This window comes from Actinoplanes sp. NPDC048967, assembly GCF_040649415.1.
Taxonomy (GTDB): Bacteria; Actinomycetota; Actinomycetes; order Mycobacteriales; family Micromonosporaceae; genus Actinoplanes.
Genome location: NZ_JBEZFL010000015.1, coordinates 125999 through 141633, shown reverse-complemented (window position 1 = coordinate 141633; position 15635 = coordinate 125999). Strand labels below are relative to the sequence as shown.

The 15635-nt window shown below is 71.8% G+C and carries 14 protein-coding genes and 1 pseudogene; 8 read left to right on the top strand and 7 right to left on the bottom strand.

Going from position 1 to position 15635, the window contains the following annotated elements; all coding sequences use genetic code 11:
• Genes AB0C12_RS41965 through AB0C12_RS41955 form a run of 3 tightly spaced genes read right to left on the bottom strand, consistent with a single transcriptional unit; the run spans position 1 to position 3228 of the window.
• Entirely contained in the window at positions 1-900 is a 900-nt protein-coding gene (locus tag AB0C12_RS41965) for a sugar ABC transporter permease (RefSeq protein ID WP_360556585.1), read from the bottom strand.
• A gap of 1 nt (position 901) precedes the next feature.
• Complete coding sequence (locus AB0C12_RS41960; protein WP_360556583.1) at positions 902-2254, bottom strand: extracellular solute-binding protein; 1353 nt, start codon at positions 2252-2254, stop codon at positions 902-904.
• Positions 2224-3228: an EamA family transporter gene (locus tag AB0C12_RS41955; protein WP_360556582.1), complete on the bottom strand. Its 1005-nt coding sequence runs from the start codon at positions 3226-3228 to the stop codon at positions 2224-2226. The genes AB0C12_RS41960 and AB0C12_RS41955 overlap by 31 nt, the downstream gene beginning before the upstream one ends.
• Positions 3229-3298: 70 nt before the next feature.
• Between AB0C12_RS41955 and AB0C12_RS41950 the strand changes: the two genes are divergently transcribed.
• A complete protein-coding gene (locus AB0C12_RS41950; protein ID WP_360556580.1) occupies positions 3299-4264 on the top strand; it encodes a helix-turn-helix domain-containing protein in 966 nt (321 codons plus the stop codon).
• Between the two features lie 797 nt (positions 4265-5061).
• Positions 5062-5721: an alpha/beta hydrolase gene (locus tag AB0C12_RS41945; protein WP_360556668.1), complete on the top strand. Its 660-nt coding sequence runs from the start codon at positions 5062-5064 to the stop codon at positions 5719-5721.
• 23 nt (positions 5722-5744) lie between these two features.
• Here AB0C12_RS41945 and AB0C12_RS41940 read toward each other — a convergent pair whose 3' ends face one another.
• On the bottom strand, positions 5745-6161 hold the full coding sequence (locus AB0C12_RS41940) for a MerR family transcriptional regulator (protein WP_360556578.1): 417 nt from the start codon (positions 6159-6161) through the stop codon (positions 5745-5747).
• Between the two features lie 74 nt (positions 6162-6235).
• Between AB0C12_RS41940 and AB0C12_RS41935 the strand changes: the two genes are divergently transcribed.
• The 6 genes from AB0C12_RS41935 to AB0C12_RS41910 all read left to right on the top strand — a co-directional run bounded on the left by AB0C12_RS41935 (position 6236) and on the right by AB0C12_RS41910 (position 13719).
• A complete protein-coding gene (locus tag AB0C12_RS41935) occupies positions 6236-6997 on the top strand; it encodes a methyltransferase domain-containing protein (RefSeq protein ID WP_360556576.1) in 762 nt (253 codons plus the stop codon).
• A 614-nt stretch (positions 6998-7611) separates the two neighbouring features.
• A complete protein-coding gene (locus AB0C12_RS41930) occupies positions 7612-9582 on the top strand; it encodes a heavy metal translocating P-type ATPase (protein WP_360556666.1) in 1971 nt (656 codons plus the stop codon).
• A 47-nt stretch (positions 9583-9629) separates the two neighbouring features.
• The gene (locus tag AB0C12_RS41925; RefSeq protein ID WP_360556574.1) at positions 9630-9836 is read left to right on the top strand and encodes a heavy-metal-associated domain-containing protein; all 207 of its coding nucleotides are present in this window, start codon (positions 9630-9632) and stop codon (positions 9834-9836) included.
• A 2-nt stretch (positions 9837-9838) separates the two neighbouring features.
• Positions 9839-10768, top strand: a complete 930-nt coding sequence (locus AB0C12_RS41920; RefSeq protein WP_360556572.1) for a hypothetical protein — start codon at positions 9839-9841, stop codon at positions 10766-10768.
• Between the two features lie 12 nt (positions 10769-10780).
• Positions 10781-13042 carry a heavy metal translocating P-type ATPase gene (locus AB0C12_RS41915; RefSeq protein ID WP_360556570.1) on the top strand — a complete coding sequence of 754 codons (2262 nt, stop codon included), beginning with the start codon at positions 10781-10783 and terminating at the stop codon, positions 13040-13042.
• Positions 13043-13068: 26 nt separating this feature from the next.
• A complete protein-coding gene (locus AB0C12_RS41910; RefSeq protein WP_360556568.1) occupies positions 13069-13719 on the top strand; it encodes a hypothetical protein in 651 nt (216 codons plus the stop codon).
• Positions 13720-13738: 19 nt separating this feature from the next.
• On the opposite strand, the gene AB0C12_RS41905 is transcribed toward AB0C12_RS41910, so the two are convergent.
• The 3 genes and pseudogenes from AB0C12_RS41905 to AB0C12_RS41895 all read right to left on the bottom strand — a co-directional run.
• Positions 13739-14956 (bottom strand): cytochrome P450, encoded by a 1218-nt coding sequence (locus tag AB0C12_RS41905; protein ID WP_360556566.1) that lies wholly within the window; start codon positions 14954-14956, stop codon positions 13739-13741.
• A gap of 92 nt (positions 14957-15048) precedes the next feature.
• The gene (locus AB0C12_RS41900; RefSeq protein ID WP_360556564.1) at positions 15049-15240 is read right to left on the bottom strand and encodes an MFS transporter; all 192 of its coding nucleotides are present in this window, start codon (positions 15238-15240) and stop codon (positions 15049-15051) included.
• Between the two features lie 94 nt (positions 15241-15334).
• Positions 15335-15562, bottom strand: a pseudogene (locus AB0C12_RS41895) (MFS transporter); the annotation flags it as partial.
• Positions 15563-15635: the final 73 nt, after the last annotated feature.

The window sequence follows — 15635 nt, the reverse complement described above, 5'->3', positions numbered from 1 at the left end:
TCACTCGCTCTCGTAGTAGACGAAGCGGCGGCTGAGCCCGACCTGGACCAGGGTGATCAGCATGATGATCAGGAACAGCAGCCAGGCCAGGGCCGACGCGTAACCCATGTGCAGGAACTGGAACGCCTGCTGGAACAGGTAGATGACGTAGAACAGGGCCGCGTCGTTGCCGTAGGTCTGCTGGTTGGCGCTGCCGAAGAACGCGGTGTAGACCTCGTCGAAGGTCTGCAGCGAGCTGATCGTGTTGATGATCAGCGTGAAGAACAGCGCGCCGCTGATCATCGGCACGGTCACCGCCCGGAACCGGGCCCACGGTGACGCGCCGTCCATCTCGGCCGCCTCGTAGAGGTCGCGCGGCACGTTCTGCAACGCGGCCAGATAGATGATCACCGTGCTGCCCAGGCTCCAGGCGCTCATCAGCACGATGCCGGGCTTGATCCACGCCCCGTCGGAGGTCCAGTCCGGCCCGTTGATGCCGAGGAACCCGAGCACCCCGTTGACCAGGCCGACCTGACCGTTGAACAGCAGCAGGAACAGCACGCCCACGGCCACCTTGGGGGTGATCGTCGGCAGGTAGAAGATCGTCCGGAAGAAGCCCGCTGACCGGCGCCCGGCCCGGGCCAGCAGCATCGCCAGCCCCAGGGCCACGGCCATGGTCAACGGCACGTGCAGCACGGTGTAGAACATCGTGTTGGCCAGGCTGCCGCGCACCTTCGGATCGGCCAGCAGCATCCGGTAGTTCTCCCCGCCGACGAAGTCCGTACTGGTCAGCACGTCGTAGTCGGTGAAGGACAGCACCAGGCTGGCGACCATCGGGCCGGCCAGGAACACCAGGAAGCCGACGATCCAGGGGGAGAGGAAGCCGTACGCGGCCCAGGTCTCGCGGCGGCGCGCGGTCATCTCAGGAGCCGCTGTTGGCTTTGTCCAGCGCCGCCTGGGCCTGTTGCTGGGCCTGGGCCAGCGCCTCGGCCGGCCGCTGTTTGCCGGAGAGCACCCGGTTGACCGCGTCCTGCCAGGCTGCCTTGAACTCCTCGCCGGCAGCGAGGGCCGGTTCCGAGAACCCGGCCTGCTGGGTCTGCAGGACGGTCTGCACCGCCTTGTCGAAACCGGGATGGCCGGTGGGCTTCACGACGTCCTTGAAGATCACCTCGTCGGCCTTGACGTTGCCCGTGAACAGACCCGTGAACGGCGCGCCCTCGGCCTGGCGGGCCGCCGCCCGCGCCTTCGCGGCGGCGATCCAGGAGCCGCTCTCGGTCATCGTCTTGATCCACTTGCAGGCCTGGGCGGCGTGCGGGCTCTTGGCCGGGATGGCCCAGGCGTTGCCGGTGATCCAGTCCACCGGCTGACCGTCGACACCCCGGAACGGCGCGACGGTCAGCTTCACGTCGGGAGAGCTTTCGGTCAGCACGTTCAGGTAGAAGTCCTCCATCGGGAACGCGCCCAGCTGGTCGGTGGCGAACTGGTTCTTGGCGCCGAAGAAGTCGAACGAGTCGCGGAAGGACTTGAATTTCGCCCAGCCGCCCTGCGCGTTGATCAGGGAGACGGTGAAGGTGAGCGCCTCGACCACCTTCGGGTCGGTCAGCTGCGCCTTCTTCCCGTCCTCGCTGACCAGGGCGCCGCCGTTGGCGTGGGCCCACAGCGGCAGGAACTCGGGGATCTTGGGGTCGAAGCCGATCCGGGCGAGCTTGCCGCCGCGCACCGCGGTCAGCTTCCGGGTGGCGGCGGTCAGGGCCGGCCAGTCGGCGGTGGAGAACGTCGCGGGGTCCAGCCCGGCCTCGGTGAAGGCGGTGTCGTTGATCATCAGGACCCGGTTGTTGTAGAACTCCGGCAGGCCGTACAGCGTGCCACCGAGGGTGGCCTCGGCGACCGCGGCCGGCCGGAACTGTCCCAGGTCGATCTTCTCGCGCTCGACACAGTCGGTCAGCGGCACGATCGCCTTCTTCACCGCGTACGTGCCGAGCAGCCGTCGTTCCAGGTAGACCAGGTCGGGCGGGCTGCCCGAGGCCACCGCGGACAGGAACTGCTGGGCGCTGAAGCTGCCCTCGGACGCCTTGGCGCTGCTGGGGGCGATCGCGGCGTTGGCGGCGTCGAACCGTGTCTGCGCCACCTCGTCACCGGTGCCGAACCCCATCATGGTCAGGGTCACCGTGGCGTTGCCGGAATCCTTGCCGGAGCTGCCCACCCCGCCACAGCCGGCCGCCAGCGCGACCACGAGGACGGCACTCACTGCCGCCCGGATCGATCGGATGAACATCGATGTTCTCCCATCGGCGCACGTTCCCGTAGCCGGAATATAGGATCGCGTCGATCCCTCCGCAATTCGGGACGCCGGGAGCCGGCCGTGGGTCGCCCGGGCAGCACGATCAGCGCCACCGCTCCGGCGATCACCAGGCCGGCGAGGACGGTGCGACCACCCAGCGGCTCGTCCAGCAGCCACCAGCCGAGCAGCACGGCCACCACCGGATTGACGAAGGCGTACGTGCCGGCGACCCGGGCCGGCGCGTGCCGCAGCAGCCACTCGTACGCGCTGTAGGCCAGCAGGCTGCCGAACACGATCAAGTAGCCGACCGCCAGCAGCGAGCCGGTCACGTCGGCGGACAGGTCGATCCGGGCGAACTCGCCGCCCAGCCCGCCGAGCACGGCCAGGGCGGCGCCGGCACAGATCATCTCCACGGCGCTGGCCAGCAGCGGCTGCTCCGGGTGCGCGGCGTGCCGGCCGTACACCGAGCCGAGACCCCAGCACATCGCCCCGCCCAGTGCCACCGCCGCGGCGAGCGGGTCGGGCGCGGTGCCGGAGAACGGATTCACCAGCACGCCCACACCGGCGATCCCGGCGATCAGACCCACGGCGACCGGCGCGCTGATCCGTTCCCGGTCGATGATCCGGGTGCCCAGCACCATCCACAGCGGGATGGTGGCGAGCAGCAGGGCCGCCGTACCGGAGGAGATCTCCTGCTCCGCCCACGTCGCCCCGCCGGTGCCCGCGGCCGGCAACAACAGGCCCTGGACCAGGCCGGCCCGCCACTGCGCCCGGGTGGGCCGGTGCCAGCCCCGGTCCGGCCGCCGTCGGCGCCGCCAGGCACACCAGACGTAGAGAAGAAGCCCGGCGACGAGGAAACGCACCGCGCTCAAGGTCAGCGGCGGCAGGTGCTCGACGGCGACCTTCAGGGCCAGATAGGTCGAGCCCCAGACGACGTACACGATCGCGAGTGGTCCGAGAAGAGGCATGCCTTCACCGTGCCCCGATCCGCAACGGCAGACTTGCCAGGCATCCCGCAGTTTCTGCCAAGATGGGACGATGCCGTCGGACGTCGCGGTGGTGGTCGCCGCCCCGGTGCCGGCCTTCGAGCTGGGCATCGTCAGTGAGTTGTTCGGTCTGCGCCGGCTGGACCCGGAGCTGCCGTCGTACCGGTATGCGGTCTGCGCCGAGCGGCGCACGCCGATGCCCACCTCCACCGGCTTCTCGGTCACCCCGACCCACACCCTGCGCCGGCTCGCCACCGCCGACCTGATCATCGTCACCGGCGCCGCACCGCCGATCCCGCCACCGACGCCCGCGCTGCTCGCGGCGCTGCGCCGGGCCGCCGCCCGCGGCGCCCGGCTGGCCGCGGTGTGCACGGGAGCGTTCGTGCTCGGCCAGGCCGGCCTGCTCGAAGGGCGCCGAGCCACCACCCACTGGGGGTACGCGGACGACCTCGCCGCCCGGCACCCCGGCACGACCGTCGACCCGGACAGCATCTACGTGGTCGACGGGCCCATCGCGACCAGCGCCGGGGCGTCCGCCGCCATCGACCTGTGCCTGCACCTGATCCGCGCCGACCACGGCGCCGACATCGCCAACCGGGTCGCGCGCGAGCTGGTCGTGCCGGCGCACCGCAGCGGTGGGCAGTCGCAGTTCACCCGTACGCCGGTGAGCGCCCCGCAGCTGCCGGGCTCGCGTACCCTCGCCGACCTGCTGGACTGGGCCGCCGCGCACCCGGACGCCGACCTGTCCGTGGGTGCGCTGGCGGCCCGGGCGGCGATGTCACCGCGAACCTTCGCCCGGCACTTCGCGGCCGCCACCGGCTCCAGCCCGGCCGCCTGGGTCCGCTCGCAACGGGTCCGGCTGGCCGAGCAGATGCTGGAACGCGACGGGGCCACGATCGCCGCTGTAGCGCGGCGGTGCGGGCTGGGCAGCCCGGACACCCTGCGGCGGCACTTCCGGGCCGTACGCGGCGTCAGCCCGGAGCAGTACCGCACGGCGTTCGGCGCGCCTTCCTGTTGACCTGAGGTTTGTCGGTCGCGCGCACTCGCGCTGCTGACAACGGCATTCGGCGTTCAGGGCTCCTCGAGGTCGGCGGCGGCCCTGGTTCTCGGGCCGCGCTGACTCTGACTTCGATCCCGGGTCCCAGGCTTGAGGTTGGCTTCAGGGCAAGGCTGAGGAAGGCGTCAGCGCCGATGCAACGCGGGGCGAGGTCGGCCAACGGCGACGCAAAGGCTGAGGCGGTCTCGGACCCGGCCTCGGTCCTGGTCCCGATCCCGATCCCCGGACCCGGACCCGGACTGGATCCCGATCCCGATCCTGGACCCGATCCCGATCCCGATCGCGATCCTGGACCCGATCCCGGACCCGGACCCGGACCCGGACCCGGACCGGATCCCGATCCCGATCGCGATCCCCGAACCCGACCCGGACCCGGACCCGGACTGGATCCCGATCCTGATCCCGGTGCCGATCTCGATCCCGGACCCGGACCCGGACCCGGACCTGATCCCGATCCCGATCCAATCCCGGTCCTGGACCTGATCCCGAACATGCCGATTCGGCGGCGCCTCGTCGACGGCCACGCGGATCGTCGCGTTCGGCGCCCGTGGTAGGTTCAGCGCCGCTGATGTGACCCGAGGAGGTGAGACCGATCAACGCTGTGACAGGTCGGGGCTCCCTCCCGCGCATGGTCTAGGGAGCGCCCGCAGAAGGCATCCCGAAAGGCTTTCCTCGTGCACTTCATCTCGCGGACGTCGTCGGACGGCGTCACCGAACAGCTCTTCACCTTCACCTCAACCTCCGGTGAGGTCCCCGGCGTGCTCTGGACGCCGGACCAAGCGACCGGCGTTCGTGCCCTGATCCTGATGGGTCATGGCGGCGGCCAGCACAAGCAGTCCCCCGGCATCGTGGCACGCGCTCGCCGTTTCGTGGTCGAGGGCGGTTTCGCGGTGGCGGCCCTGGACGCACCCGGTCACGGTGACCGGCCCCGGAGCGCGGAGCAGGACCGGATCATCGCCGAACTGCGCACCCGCCGCCAGAACGGTGGAGAACTCAGCCCCGTGGTCACCGCGCTGCACAACCTCCTGGCCGGGCAGGCCGTCCCGGAGTGGCAGGCGGCCCTCGACGCGCTCCAGCACCTCGAGCATGTCGGCGCGAGGCCGGTCGGCTACTGGGGTCTGTCGATGGGCAGCGGCCTGGGCGTTCCGTTCGTCGCCGCCGAGCCGCGCGTCCGGGCCGCGGTGCTGGGCCTGAACGGATCGGAGACCTCGACCGGGGCCGCCGCGCAGATCACGGTCCCGGTCGAGTTCCTCGTGCAGTGGGACGACGAGCTGGTGCCGCGGGCGGCGGGCTTGGCGTTGTTCGACCTGTTCGCCTCCGCGGAGAAGACGTTGCATGCCAACCCCGGCCGGCACGCGGAGGTACCGATGTTCGAGCTGGACAGCGCGCTACGTTTCTTCACCCGCCACCTGCACTGAGGCTCCGGCTGTCCGGGTGGACGTCAGTGGTGATCGAGGGCCTCGGCCAGGTCCACACCGTCCACCCGGGCCAGCACCATCGCCTGGAAGCGCGGGCAGGACTGGTAGTCCTTGTGCCGGCAGCGCAATCCGTGTTCCAGCAACGTCTGCGACAGCGTGAGCCGGGCGATGCGCTCGCGTACCTGGCTCAGCTGACTGTGCAACACCTTGCGCCGCTGCCTGCGGTCGGGGGCGGTGAACAGCTCCCGCAGCTGCTCCAGGCTGAACCCGGCGTCCTTGCCCAGCAGGATCTCCGCCACCCGGGTCACGTCGGCGGTGCGGTAGACCCGCTGGCCGGCCACCCGTCGTTCCGGCGTCAGCAACTCCATGTCCTCCCAATGGCGCAGTACGTGCGTGGCCAGGCCGAAACGGTCCGCCAGCTCCCCGATCGAATACTCCATCTGCTGTTCCTCCCGCGCCAGTTCAGGTGCACCGTGTTGACTTCAGGTCAACCTGAAGTCGCACACTCGGCCGCATGCCCGAGACCCACAGCGCCCACACGGACGCCGAGACTCTGATCCGAGCGCTCGACGCCGCCGAGAACACGCCCGCCGCCGTCACGCTACGCGCGCGCAGCTATGACCTGCTCCGGTTGTCCACAGGCAGGACGGTGGTCGACGTCGGCTGCGGCACCGGCCGTGCCGTGGCCGAGCTGGCCGGGCACGGCGTCCGCGCCATCGGCGTGGACCTCGACCCGGTCATGCTGAACGCGGCCCGCGACCGCTTCCCGGACCTCGACCTGCGCGCCGCCGACGCCGCCGACCTCCCGCTGGACGACGGCGAGGCGCACGGTTACCGGGCGGACAAGGTCTACCACGTGCTGCCCGATCCGTCCGAGGCCCTCGCCGAGGCCCGCAGGGTCCTCGCGCCCGGCGGCCGCATCGTGCTGCTCGGCCAGGACTGGGACACGATGGTGATCGACTCCGATCAGGCCGACCTGACCCGCCGGATCGTGCACGCCCGTGCGGACACCATCCGCCACCCTCGAGTAGCCCGCGCCTACCGCAATCTGTTGTCGGACGCCGGTTTCCGGGAGGTGGAGCTTGAGGTGCACACCATGGTCCTCACCGGAACCTCAACGTTGCCCCTGCTATCGGGGCACGCTGCGGCCGCCCGCAACACGAGTGCGATCAGTGAGGAGGAGGCCGAGGCGTGGATCAGCGAGCAGGCCCGGCGTGCCGCCGCCGGGCGGCTGCTGGTCGCGATCCCGTTTTTCATGGCCGCGGCAAACCGCTGAAGCTCAAAGGTGGCTGTCTTCTGGTCCGGCTGCTCCGAGGGCGCGGGCTGGTGGCTGGTCCGGCTGCTCCGAGGGCACGGGCTGGTCGCTGATCCGGCTGCTCCGAGGGCACGGGCTGGTCGCTGGTCCGGCTGCTCCGAGGGCGCGGGCTCGTCGCTGCCCTGGCTGTTCCAACGGCACGGGCTGGTCGCCGGCCCGGCCGGAGAGGAGAGCGGGCTGGTCGCTGCCCTGGCTGTTCCGAGGGCACGGGCTCGTCGCCGGCCCGGCTGTTCCGAGGGCACGGGCTCGTCGCCGGCCCGGCTGGAGAGGAGAACGGGTCGGCTTGAAGCCCAGCGGCTTGGACGGGCGGGCCGGCAGTAGGCCCAGCCGCTGAGCGGAGGGATGACCACGTGGTCCGGCACGCCCGGCGGCTGACTCCACGACGGTTCCCGAAGCTGTGACGAGACAGACGTTGCCTCATACCCCCTGGGGGTATAACTTGACGCGTGGAGGTGGCCACGGTGAAGACTGCGCACAGTGAGAATTCGGCCCACGGCACCACGGCGGCGGTTCATGAGCATCACGAGCACGGCGGGCATCAGGGGCATGACAAGCACGCCGGCCATGACCCCGAGATGTTCCGGCGCAAGTTCTGGCTGAGCCTCGCGCTCACCCTGCCGATCGTGCTCACCAGCCACATGGTGATGGACTGGTTCGGCTACTCCCTGGACTTCCCCGGGATCTCCCTGGTCGGCCCGCTGCTCGGCACGTTCGTGTTCGGTTACGGCGGATGGCCGTTCCTGGCCGGCGCCGTCGCCGAGGTCCGGGACCGGGCGCCCGGCATGATGCTGCTCATCTCGATGGCCATCACCGTCGCCTACGCCGCGTCGCTGGCCACCAGCTTCGGGGCGTTCGACCTGGACTTCTGGTGGGAGCTCGCCGCCCTGGTGACCATCATGCTGCTGGGGCACTGGCAGGAGATGAAGGCGATCGGCCAGGCCCAGGGCGCGCTCGCCGCCCTGGCCGCGTTGCTGCCCGACGACGCCGAGCGGATCACCGCCGCCGGTGACATCGACCGGGTGCCGGTCGCCGACCTGGTGGTGGGCGACACGGTGCTGGTGCGCTCCGGCGCCCGCGTGCCCGCCGACGGCCGCATCGTCGAGGGGTCGGCCGAGCTCGACGAGTCCATGATCACGGGGGAGAGCCGCCCGGTGGCCCGGGCGGCCGGCGATCGGGTCGTGGCCGGCACGGTCGCGACGGACTCCGCTCTTCGGGTACGGGTCGACGCGATCGGTGCGGACACCGCGCTGGCCGGCATCGGCCGTCTCGTCGCGCAGGCGCAGGCCTCCAGCGGCCGCGCGCAGGTTCTGGCCGACCGGTTCGCCGCGATGCTGTTCACCATCGCGACGGCCGCGGCGGCGCTCACGTTCGTGGTGTGGTGGCTGCTGGGTGATGTGGACGGGGCTGTGGTCCGTACCGTGACGGTCCTGGTCATCGCGTGCCCGCACGCGCTCGGCCTGGCTGTTCCGCTGGTGATCGCGCTGTCCACGGCCTTGTCGGCCAGGGCCGGCATCCTGGTCAAGGACCGGTTGGCGCTGGAGCGGATGCGCACCGTCGACGCCGTGCTGTTCGACAAGACCGGGACGTTGACCAAGGGCGCCCACACCGTCGCCGGCATCGCCGCCGTGGACGGTGAGACCGAGGACGGCGTGTTGCGCCTGGCCGGCGCGGTCGAGGCGGACAGCGAGCATCCGCTGGCCCGGGCCATCGTCGCCGTCGCCGGGCAGCGCGGACTGCGCGCGTCGGCCCGCGATTTCCGGTCGCTCACCGGCCGCGGCGTGCAGGCCGTCGTCGACGACACCGCGTACGCCGTGGGCGGACCTGCCCTGCTGCGTGAGCTGAACGCCGAGGTGCCGGCCGGGTTGCGCCGTACCGCTGAGGAGTGGTCGCGGCGTGGCGCCGCGGTCCTGCATCTCCTGCGGTTGCCCGCGGACGGCGGTCCGCAGGTGCTGGGCGCGTTCGCCTTGGCGGACGAGGTTCGCCCCGAGGCCCGCGAGGCCATCGCCGAGCTGCGGGCGCAGGGCGTACGGAAGATCGTGATGATCACCGGGGATGCCCGTCCGGTGGCCGAGGCGGTCGCCGCTGACCTGGGGTTCCGGCCCGGCATCGACGAGGTCTTCGCCGAGGTGCGGCCGGCCGACAAGGACCACGCGGTCGCGGAGTTGCAGGGCCGGGGGATGACCGTGGCGATGGTGGGCGACGGCGTCAACGACGCGCCCGCGCTGGCCCGCGCCGACGTCGGCATCGCCATCGGGGCCGGTACGGACGTGGCCATCGAGTCGGCCGGCGTGGTGCTCGCCTCGTCCGACCCGCGCGGAGTGACCGCGGTGATCCGGCTGTCCCGGGCGTCGTACCGCAAGATGGTGCAGAACCTGGGCTGGGCCGCCGGGTACAACGTCATCGCGATCCCGCTCGCCGCGGGGGTCCTGGCCTGGGCCGGGTTCACGCTCAGCCCGGCGGTCGGCGCCGTGCTCATGTCGGCGTCCACCATCGTCGTGGCGCTCAACGCGCAGCTGCTGCGGCGGGTGCGGCTCACCGCGGCCTGAACCGCCTTGTCTTGATACCTCTGGGGGGTATGGGTATGCTGACACTCATGACGACGACGACGTACACCGTGACCGGAATGACCTGCTCGCACTGCGTCGGCGCGGTCAGCGCCGAGGTCGGCCGGCTCCCCGGCGTCACCGACGTGCGGGTCGACCTGGCCACCGGCGCGGTCACGGTCACCAGCGAGCAGCCCGCCGACGACGAGGCGGTCTCCGCTGCCGTCGACGAAGCGGGCTACGAGGTGGTGAAGTAGCGATGGGCACCCCACTCAAGCTCGGGTCCTTCGCGCTCGGCCTGGTTTTCGTGTTCTCCGCGGCGTTCGGCCTCGGGAGCCTGGCCGGCCCGGCCGACAGCGCGACCGCCACCACGACGGCCCACAGCGACGGCGGTCACGACGGTGCCGTCGCGGCGGCCGGCCCTGGCGAGCACGTGCCCGCCGGTCTGCAGATCACCCAGGACGGCTATCAGCTCCAGCCGCTCTCCCCGGCCCTGGCCGTCGGCCGGCCGCAGCCGTTCGCCTTCCGGATCGCCGGACCTGACGGCGCGCCCGTCACCGGTTACACCACCAGTCACGACAAGGACCTGCACCTGATCGTGGTACGCCGGGACCTGTCCGGCTTCCAGCACGTGCACCCCGCTCTCGCCGCGGACGGCACCTGGTCCATCCCGCTGGCAGTCCCGGCAGCGGGGCAGTACAGGGTCTTCGCCGACTTCCGGCCCGCCGGGCGCGCGGAAGGCCTCACGCTGGGCGCGGACGTGCCGGCGCCGGGCGACTACCGGCCACGGCCCCTGCCCGCGGCCTCGCGGACGGCCACCGTCGACGGCTACACCGTCACTCTGGAGGGCGACCTGGTTCCGGGTGCGTCGTCGAAGCTGACCCTGTCGATCGCCAAGGACGGCGCGCCGGTCACCGACCTCCAGCCGTATCTGGGGGCGTACGGGCACCTGGTGGCTTTGCGGGCCGGCGATCTCGCCTACCTGCACGTCCACCCCGACGGAGCCCCCGGCGACGGCAGGACCGCTGCCGGTCCGCAGGTCACCTTCTACGCTGAAGTTCCGTCGAGCGGCAGCTACCGGCTGTACCTGGACTTCCAGCACGCCGGCAGGGTGCGCACCGCAGAGTTCACCGCGACGGCGGGCACGCCCGCGGCCACCCCGTCCGCAACCGACCACAGCCACGAGTGAGGGAGAGCAGCCATGGCATCAGGCGCCGAGCCGCTGCTGACGGCACCGAACCGGATCGAGCTGTCGATCGGAGGCATGACCTGTGCCTCCTGCGCGTCGCGGATCGAGAAGAAGCTCAACCGTATGGACGGGGTCACCGCCACGGTCAACTACGCCACCGAGAAGGCCTCCGTCACGTTCCCGGACGCCGTCACCGCTGACGACCTGATCGCCACGGTGGAGAAGACCGGCTACACCGCCGAGGTGCCACCCCCGCCGCGTACGGCGGTCGACCCGGCGGAGCAGGCGCAGCCGGCCGACGAGCTGCGGGGACTGCGGACCCGGCTGTGGACCTCGATCGTGCTGAGTGTGCCGGTCATCGCCCTGGCGATGATCCCCGCGCTGCAGTTCACCTACTGGCAATGGCTGTCGCTGACGCTGGCCGCGCCGGTCGTCGTCCACGGCGGGCTGCCGTTCCACCGGGCGGCGTGGACCAACCTGCGGCACGGCGCCGCCACCATGGACACGCTCATCTCGCTGGGCACCCTGGCCGCGTTCGGCTGGTCGCTGTGGGCCCTGTTCTTCGGCACCGCCGGTATGCCCGGCATGGTCCACCCGTTCAGCTTCGCCGTCACCCGCGGCGACGGCGCCGGCAACATCTATCTCGAGGCCGCCGCCGGGGTCACCACCTTCATCCTGGCCGGCCGGTACTTCGAGGCCCGCTCCAAGCGCCGCGCCGGCGCCGCCCTGCGCGCGCTGATGGAGCTCGGCGCGAAGGATGTCGCCGTGCTGCGCGACGGCGTCGAGACCCGCATCCCCGTCGGTCAGCTCGCGGTGGGCGACCGCTTCGTGGTACGGCCGGGGGAGAAGGTCGCGACCGACGGCATTGTCGAGGACGGCGTCTCGGCGGTCGACGCCAGCATGCTCACCGGTGAGTCCGTACCCGTGGAGGTCGGCGCCGGGGACACCGTGGTCGGCGCGACCGTCAACGCCGGCGGCCGGCTGGTCGTGCGGGCCACCCGCATCGGCGCGGACACCCAGCTCGCGCAGATGGCGACCCTGGTCGAGCAGGCCCAGACCGGCAAGGCCGCGGTCCAGCGCCTCGCCGACCGCATCTCCGGGGTCTTCGTGCCGATCGTCATCGCCCTCGCCGCCGCCACGCTGGGCTGGTGGGTCGGCACCGGCAGCGGCTGGACGGCCGCGTTCACCGCTGCCGTGTCGGTGCTCATCATCGCCTGCCCCTGTGCGCTGGGCCTGGCCACGCCGACCGCGCTGCTGGTCGGCACGGGCCGCGGCGCCCAGCTCGGCATCCTGATCAAGGGGCCGGAGGTGCTCGAGTCGACCCGTACCGTGGACACGGTCGTGCTGGACAAGACCGGCACCGTCACCACCGGCCGGATGACCCTGCTCGACGTCGTCCCCGGCGACGGGGTCGACGCCGACGAGGTGCTGCGCCGGGCCGGCGCGGTCGAGGCCGCGTCCGAGCACCCGATCGCCCGGGCCGTCGCCACCGCCGCCACCGACCGGGCCGGCGTGCTTCCGGCCGTGACCGGCTTCGCCAACCTCGAGGGCCTCGGCGTCCGCGGCACCGTGGACGGCGTCGAGGTCCTGGTCGGCCGGCTGCGGCTGCTGGAGCGCGAAGGACTCGACGTCCCGGCCCGCATCAAGCAGGCCGCCGCCGACGCCGAGGCGGCCGGGCGTACCGCGATCGTGGCCGGCTGGGACGGCCGGGCCCGCGCCGTTCTCGCGGTCGCGGACGCCGTCAAACCGACCAGCCGGCAGGCCGTCGCCGCCCTGCGCGCGCTGGGTCTGACGCCGGTGCTGCTGACCGGCGACAACACGACCGTGGCCCGGGCCGTGGCCGCCGACGTCGGCATCACCGAGGTCGTCGCCGAGGTGCTGCCGGCCGACAAGGCCGACGTGGTCAAGCGGCTCCAGGCCGAGGGCAAGGTCGTCGCGATGGTCGGCGACGGAGTCAACGACGCCGCCGCCCTGGCCCAGGCCGACCTGGGCCTGGCCATGGGGACCGGCACCGACGTGGCCATCGAGGCCGCCGACGTGACCCTGGTCCGCGGCGACCTGCTGGCCGCGGTCGATGCGATCCGGCTGTCCCGGCGCACCCTGCGGATCATCAAGAGCAACCTGTTCTGGGCGTTCGCCTACAACGTCGCGGCGCTGCCACTGGCCGCGGCGGGCCTGCTCAACCCGATGATCGCCGGCGCCGCGATGGCGTTCTCCTCGGTGTTCGTGGTGGCCAACAGCCTGCGCCTGCGCCGCTTCGCCAGCGCCGTCTGATCCGCGCGAGAAGGGAACCTGTCGCCATGTCCACGAGTTCCACGGCCGCGGCCCGCGCCGGGCTCTGGGCCCTGCCCGCGTACGGGGTGCTGCTGGGTCTGAGCACCGTGACCCACCAGCCCTCGGTCGACGACTTCGACGCCTACGCCCGCTACGTCACCACCGATGTGTTCCTGCTCAGCCATCTCGGTGCCAGCATCCTCGGCGCCGGCCTGGCCGTCCTCGGCGCCACCGCCGTCACCGCGTTGCTGGTGCACGGCCGGGCCGCGCGCGCCGCGATCACCGGGCTGGTGCTGACCGTGCTGGCCAACGTCTACCTGGCCGCGGCGTTCGGCAGCGCCGCCTTCGTCCAGCCCGGCATCGGCCGGGCCCACCTCGACGGTGTCGCGGGCATGCCGGATCTCAACGCCGACACCGCGTACGGGCCGGCCCTGTTCGCCACCGCCCTGAGCGCCACGTTCCTGCTCATCGTCGCGGCGGTCGTGCTCGGCACCGCCATCGCCCGGACGAGCCGGCAGCTGCGCTGGTACGGCGTCGGTTACGCCGTCCTCATCGCGGTTTTCGCCCTGTCCGGCTTCTTCCTGCAACCGGTCCAGCCGTGGAGTGGTTTCGCCCTGGCCGCGGTGACCGCGGCCCTGGCGATGCGGCTACCGAGGATCGTCACCGCCCGCGCGTGACCCGTCCTTTCCACGGTGGTCAGAACTGGACGTCGAGCGTTTCCAGCCGGTGGCCGAACGGTGCGCCCGGCGTCCAGTCCGGCGTCTCGTACGCCGGCCGCAGCCGCGGGCACCGGTCCAGCAGGATCCGCAGGCACTCGTCGGTCTCCATCCGGGCCAGCGCCGCACCCAGGCAGTAGTAGGTGCCCATGCCGAAGCTCAGGTGCCGGTTGCGCTTGCGGGTGATGTCGAAGGTGTCCGGGTCGGGGAAGATCTCCGGGTCGCGGTTGGCCGCCATCAGCGCCAGATAGATGTGCCGCCCCGCCGGTACGGGATGCCCGGCCACCTCGACGGGCTCCTTGGTGACCCGCCCGATCACGCCGGCCGGCCCGTCGCAGCGCAGCATCTCCTCGACCGCCGACGGCATCAGCTCCGGGTCCGCCCGCAGCCGGGCCAGCTGATCCGGGTGGTCGAAGAGCAGGACCAGGCCGTTGGCGATCAGGTTCGCGGTGGTCTCGTGCCCGGCGAAGAGCAGCAGTACGCAGTTGGCGACCGCCTCGTCCTCGGTGACGGCGCCCTCGGCCTCGGCCGCCATGAACATGCTCAGCACGTCCTCGCGCGGAGCCCGGCGGCGTTCGGCGGCGATGGTCCGGAGGTAGTCGTGCATCTCCAGCATGCTGCGCTGGGCCTGGCGCATCTGCTGCAGGTCGCCGTTACCGAAGATCGGCACGATGTCCCGCGACCACGCCTGCAGCTGCTCGCGGTCGGTGGTCGGCATCCCGAGCAGCTCGGCGATCACGTTGGCCGGCAACGGGTACGCGAGATCGCGGACCACGTCCATCTGTCCCTTGGGGGCGACGACGTCGAGCAGTTCGTGGGTGAACGCGCGTACCCGCGGCCGCAGCCGGTCGACCATCGCCGGGGTGAAGTAGCGCTTGAGCAGCTGCTGGAAGCGGACGTGGTCGGCCGGGACGGTGTGTCCCATCCACATCTCGATGGACCGGCGGACCGGGGCCAGCTCCTCCTGCTCCTCGGGCGTGAGACGCTGGAGGACCTGGGCCATGTTGGCGCTGTCCATGCGTTTGTCGCGCAGGGCGGCGTTGATGTCCGCGTACCGGGTGAGCAGGTAGGCGTCGAGCTGGGGCAGCCGGGCCAGGGGGCTTTCGGCGCGGACCCGGTGCAGGAACGCGTTGTGGTCGGCCATCACTTCCGGGGTGAACAGGTCGTAGTCCCGTACCGTTGCGATGTCGTCACTCATGGTCGCGATTCTGACGGAATGCAGTGATCGTTCTCAATGCTTTCATCGGCATTGTCCGGGAAACGACGGACGGGCCGGCCTGTCGCCGGCGGTCAGCGCGCGGAGAGCAGGTGACTGACCTGCGGCGGTCCGTCGGCCAGCGCCCGGGCCCGTTCCTCGACCGCCCGGTCGGCCCCGGTCAGCCGGCCGCCATGTTGCCGCAGGTGCTCGTTCCAGCTCGGCACCAGGTACGCCTCGACGAAGCGGTCCGGCTCTTCCCCGTCGCGGAACAGGCCCCAGCGCACCGCGCCGGTCCGCAGCCGGCTGCGGCGTACCGCCTCCGGCCACCAGCAGCAGCCGGTTCAGGGACCAGCGGGCCCGTAGCCGGGGGAGCAGCAGCGCGCCGGCCACCGCGCCGACGCCGACTGCGCCGAGCAGGACGCCGTACCCGCCGGAGCCGAGCCCCAGGCGACGACTGGCGACCAGGGGGAGCAGGGCCCAGAGCGCACTGCCGGGCACCAGGAACAGCCCCGCGCGCAGCAGGATGCGGCGGACGACCGGGGAATGCCGGACGTAGCGACCGCCGGAGCGGACCGCGGCGGCGAAGCGCTCCGGCGCGGTGCCCATCGTGGCGGCCGGCGGCCGCCAGTGCCACAGGACGACCGCGAAGATGACGAAGGAGGGCGTGCGGAGGCGGAGG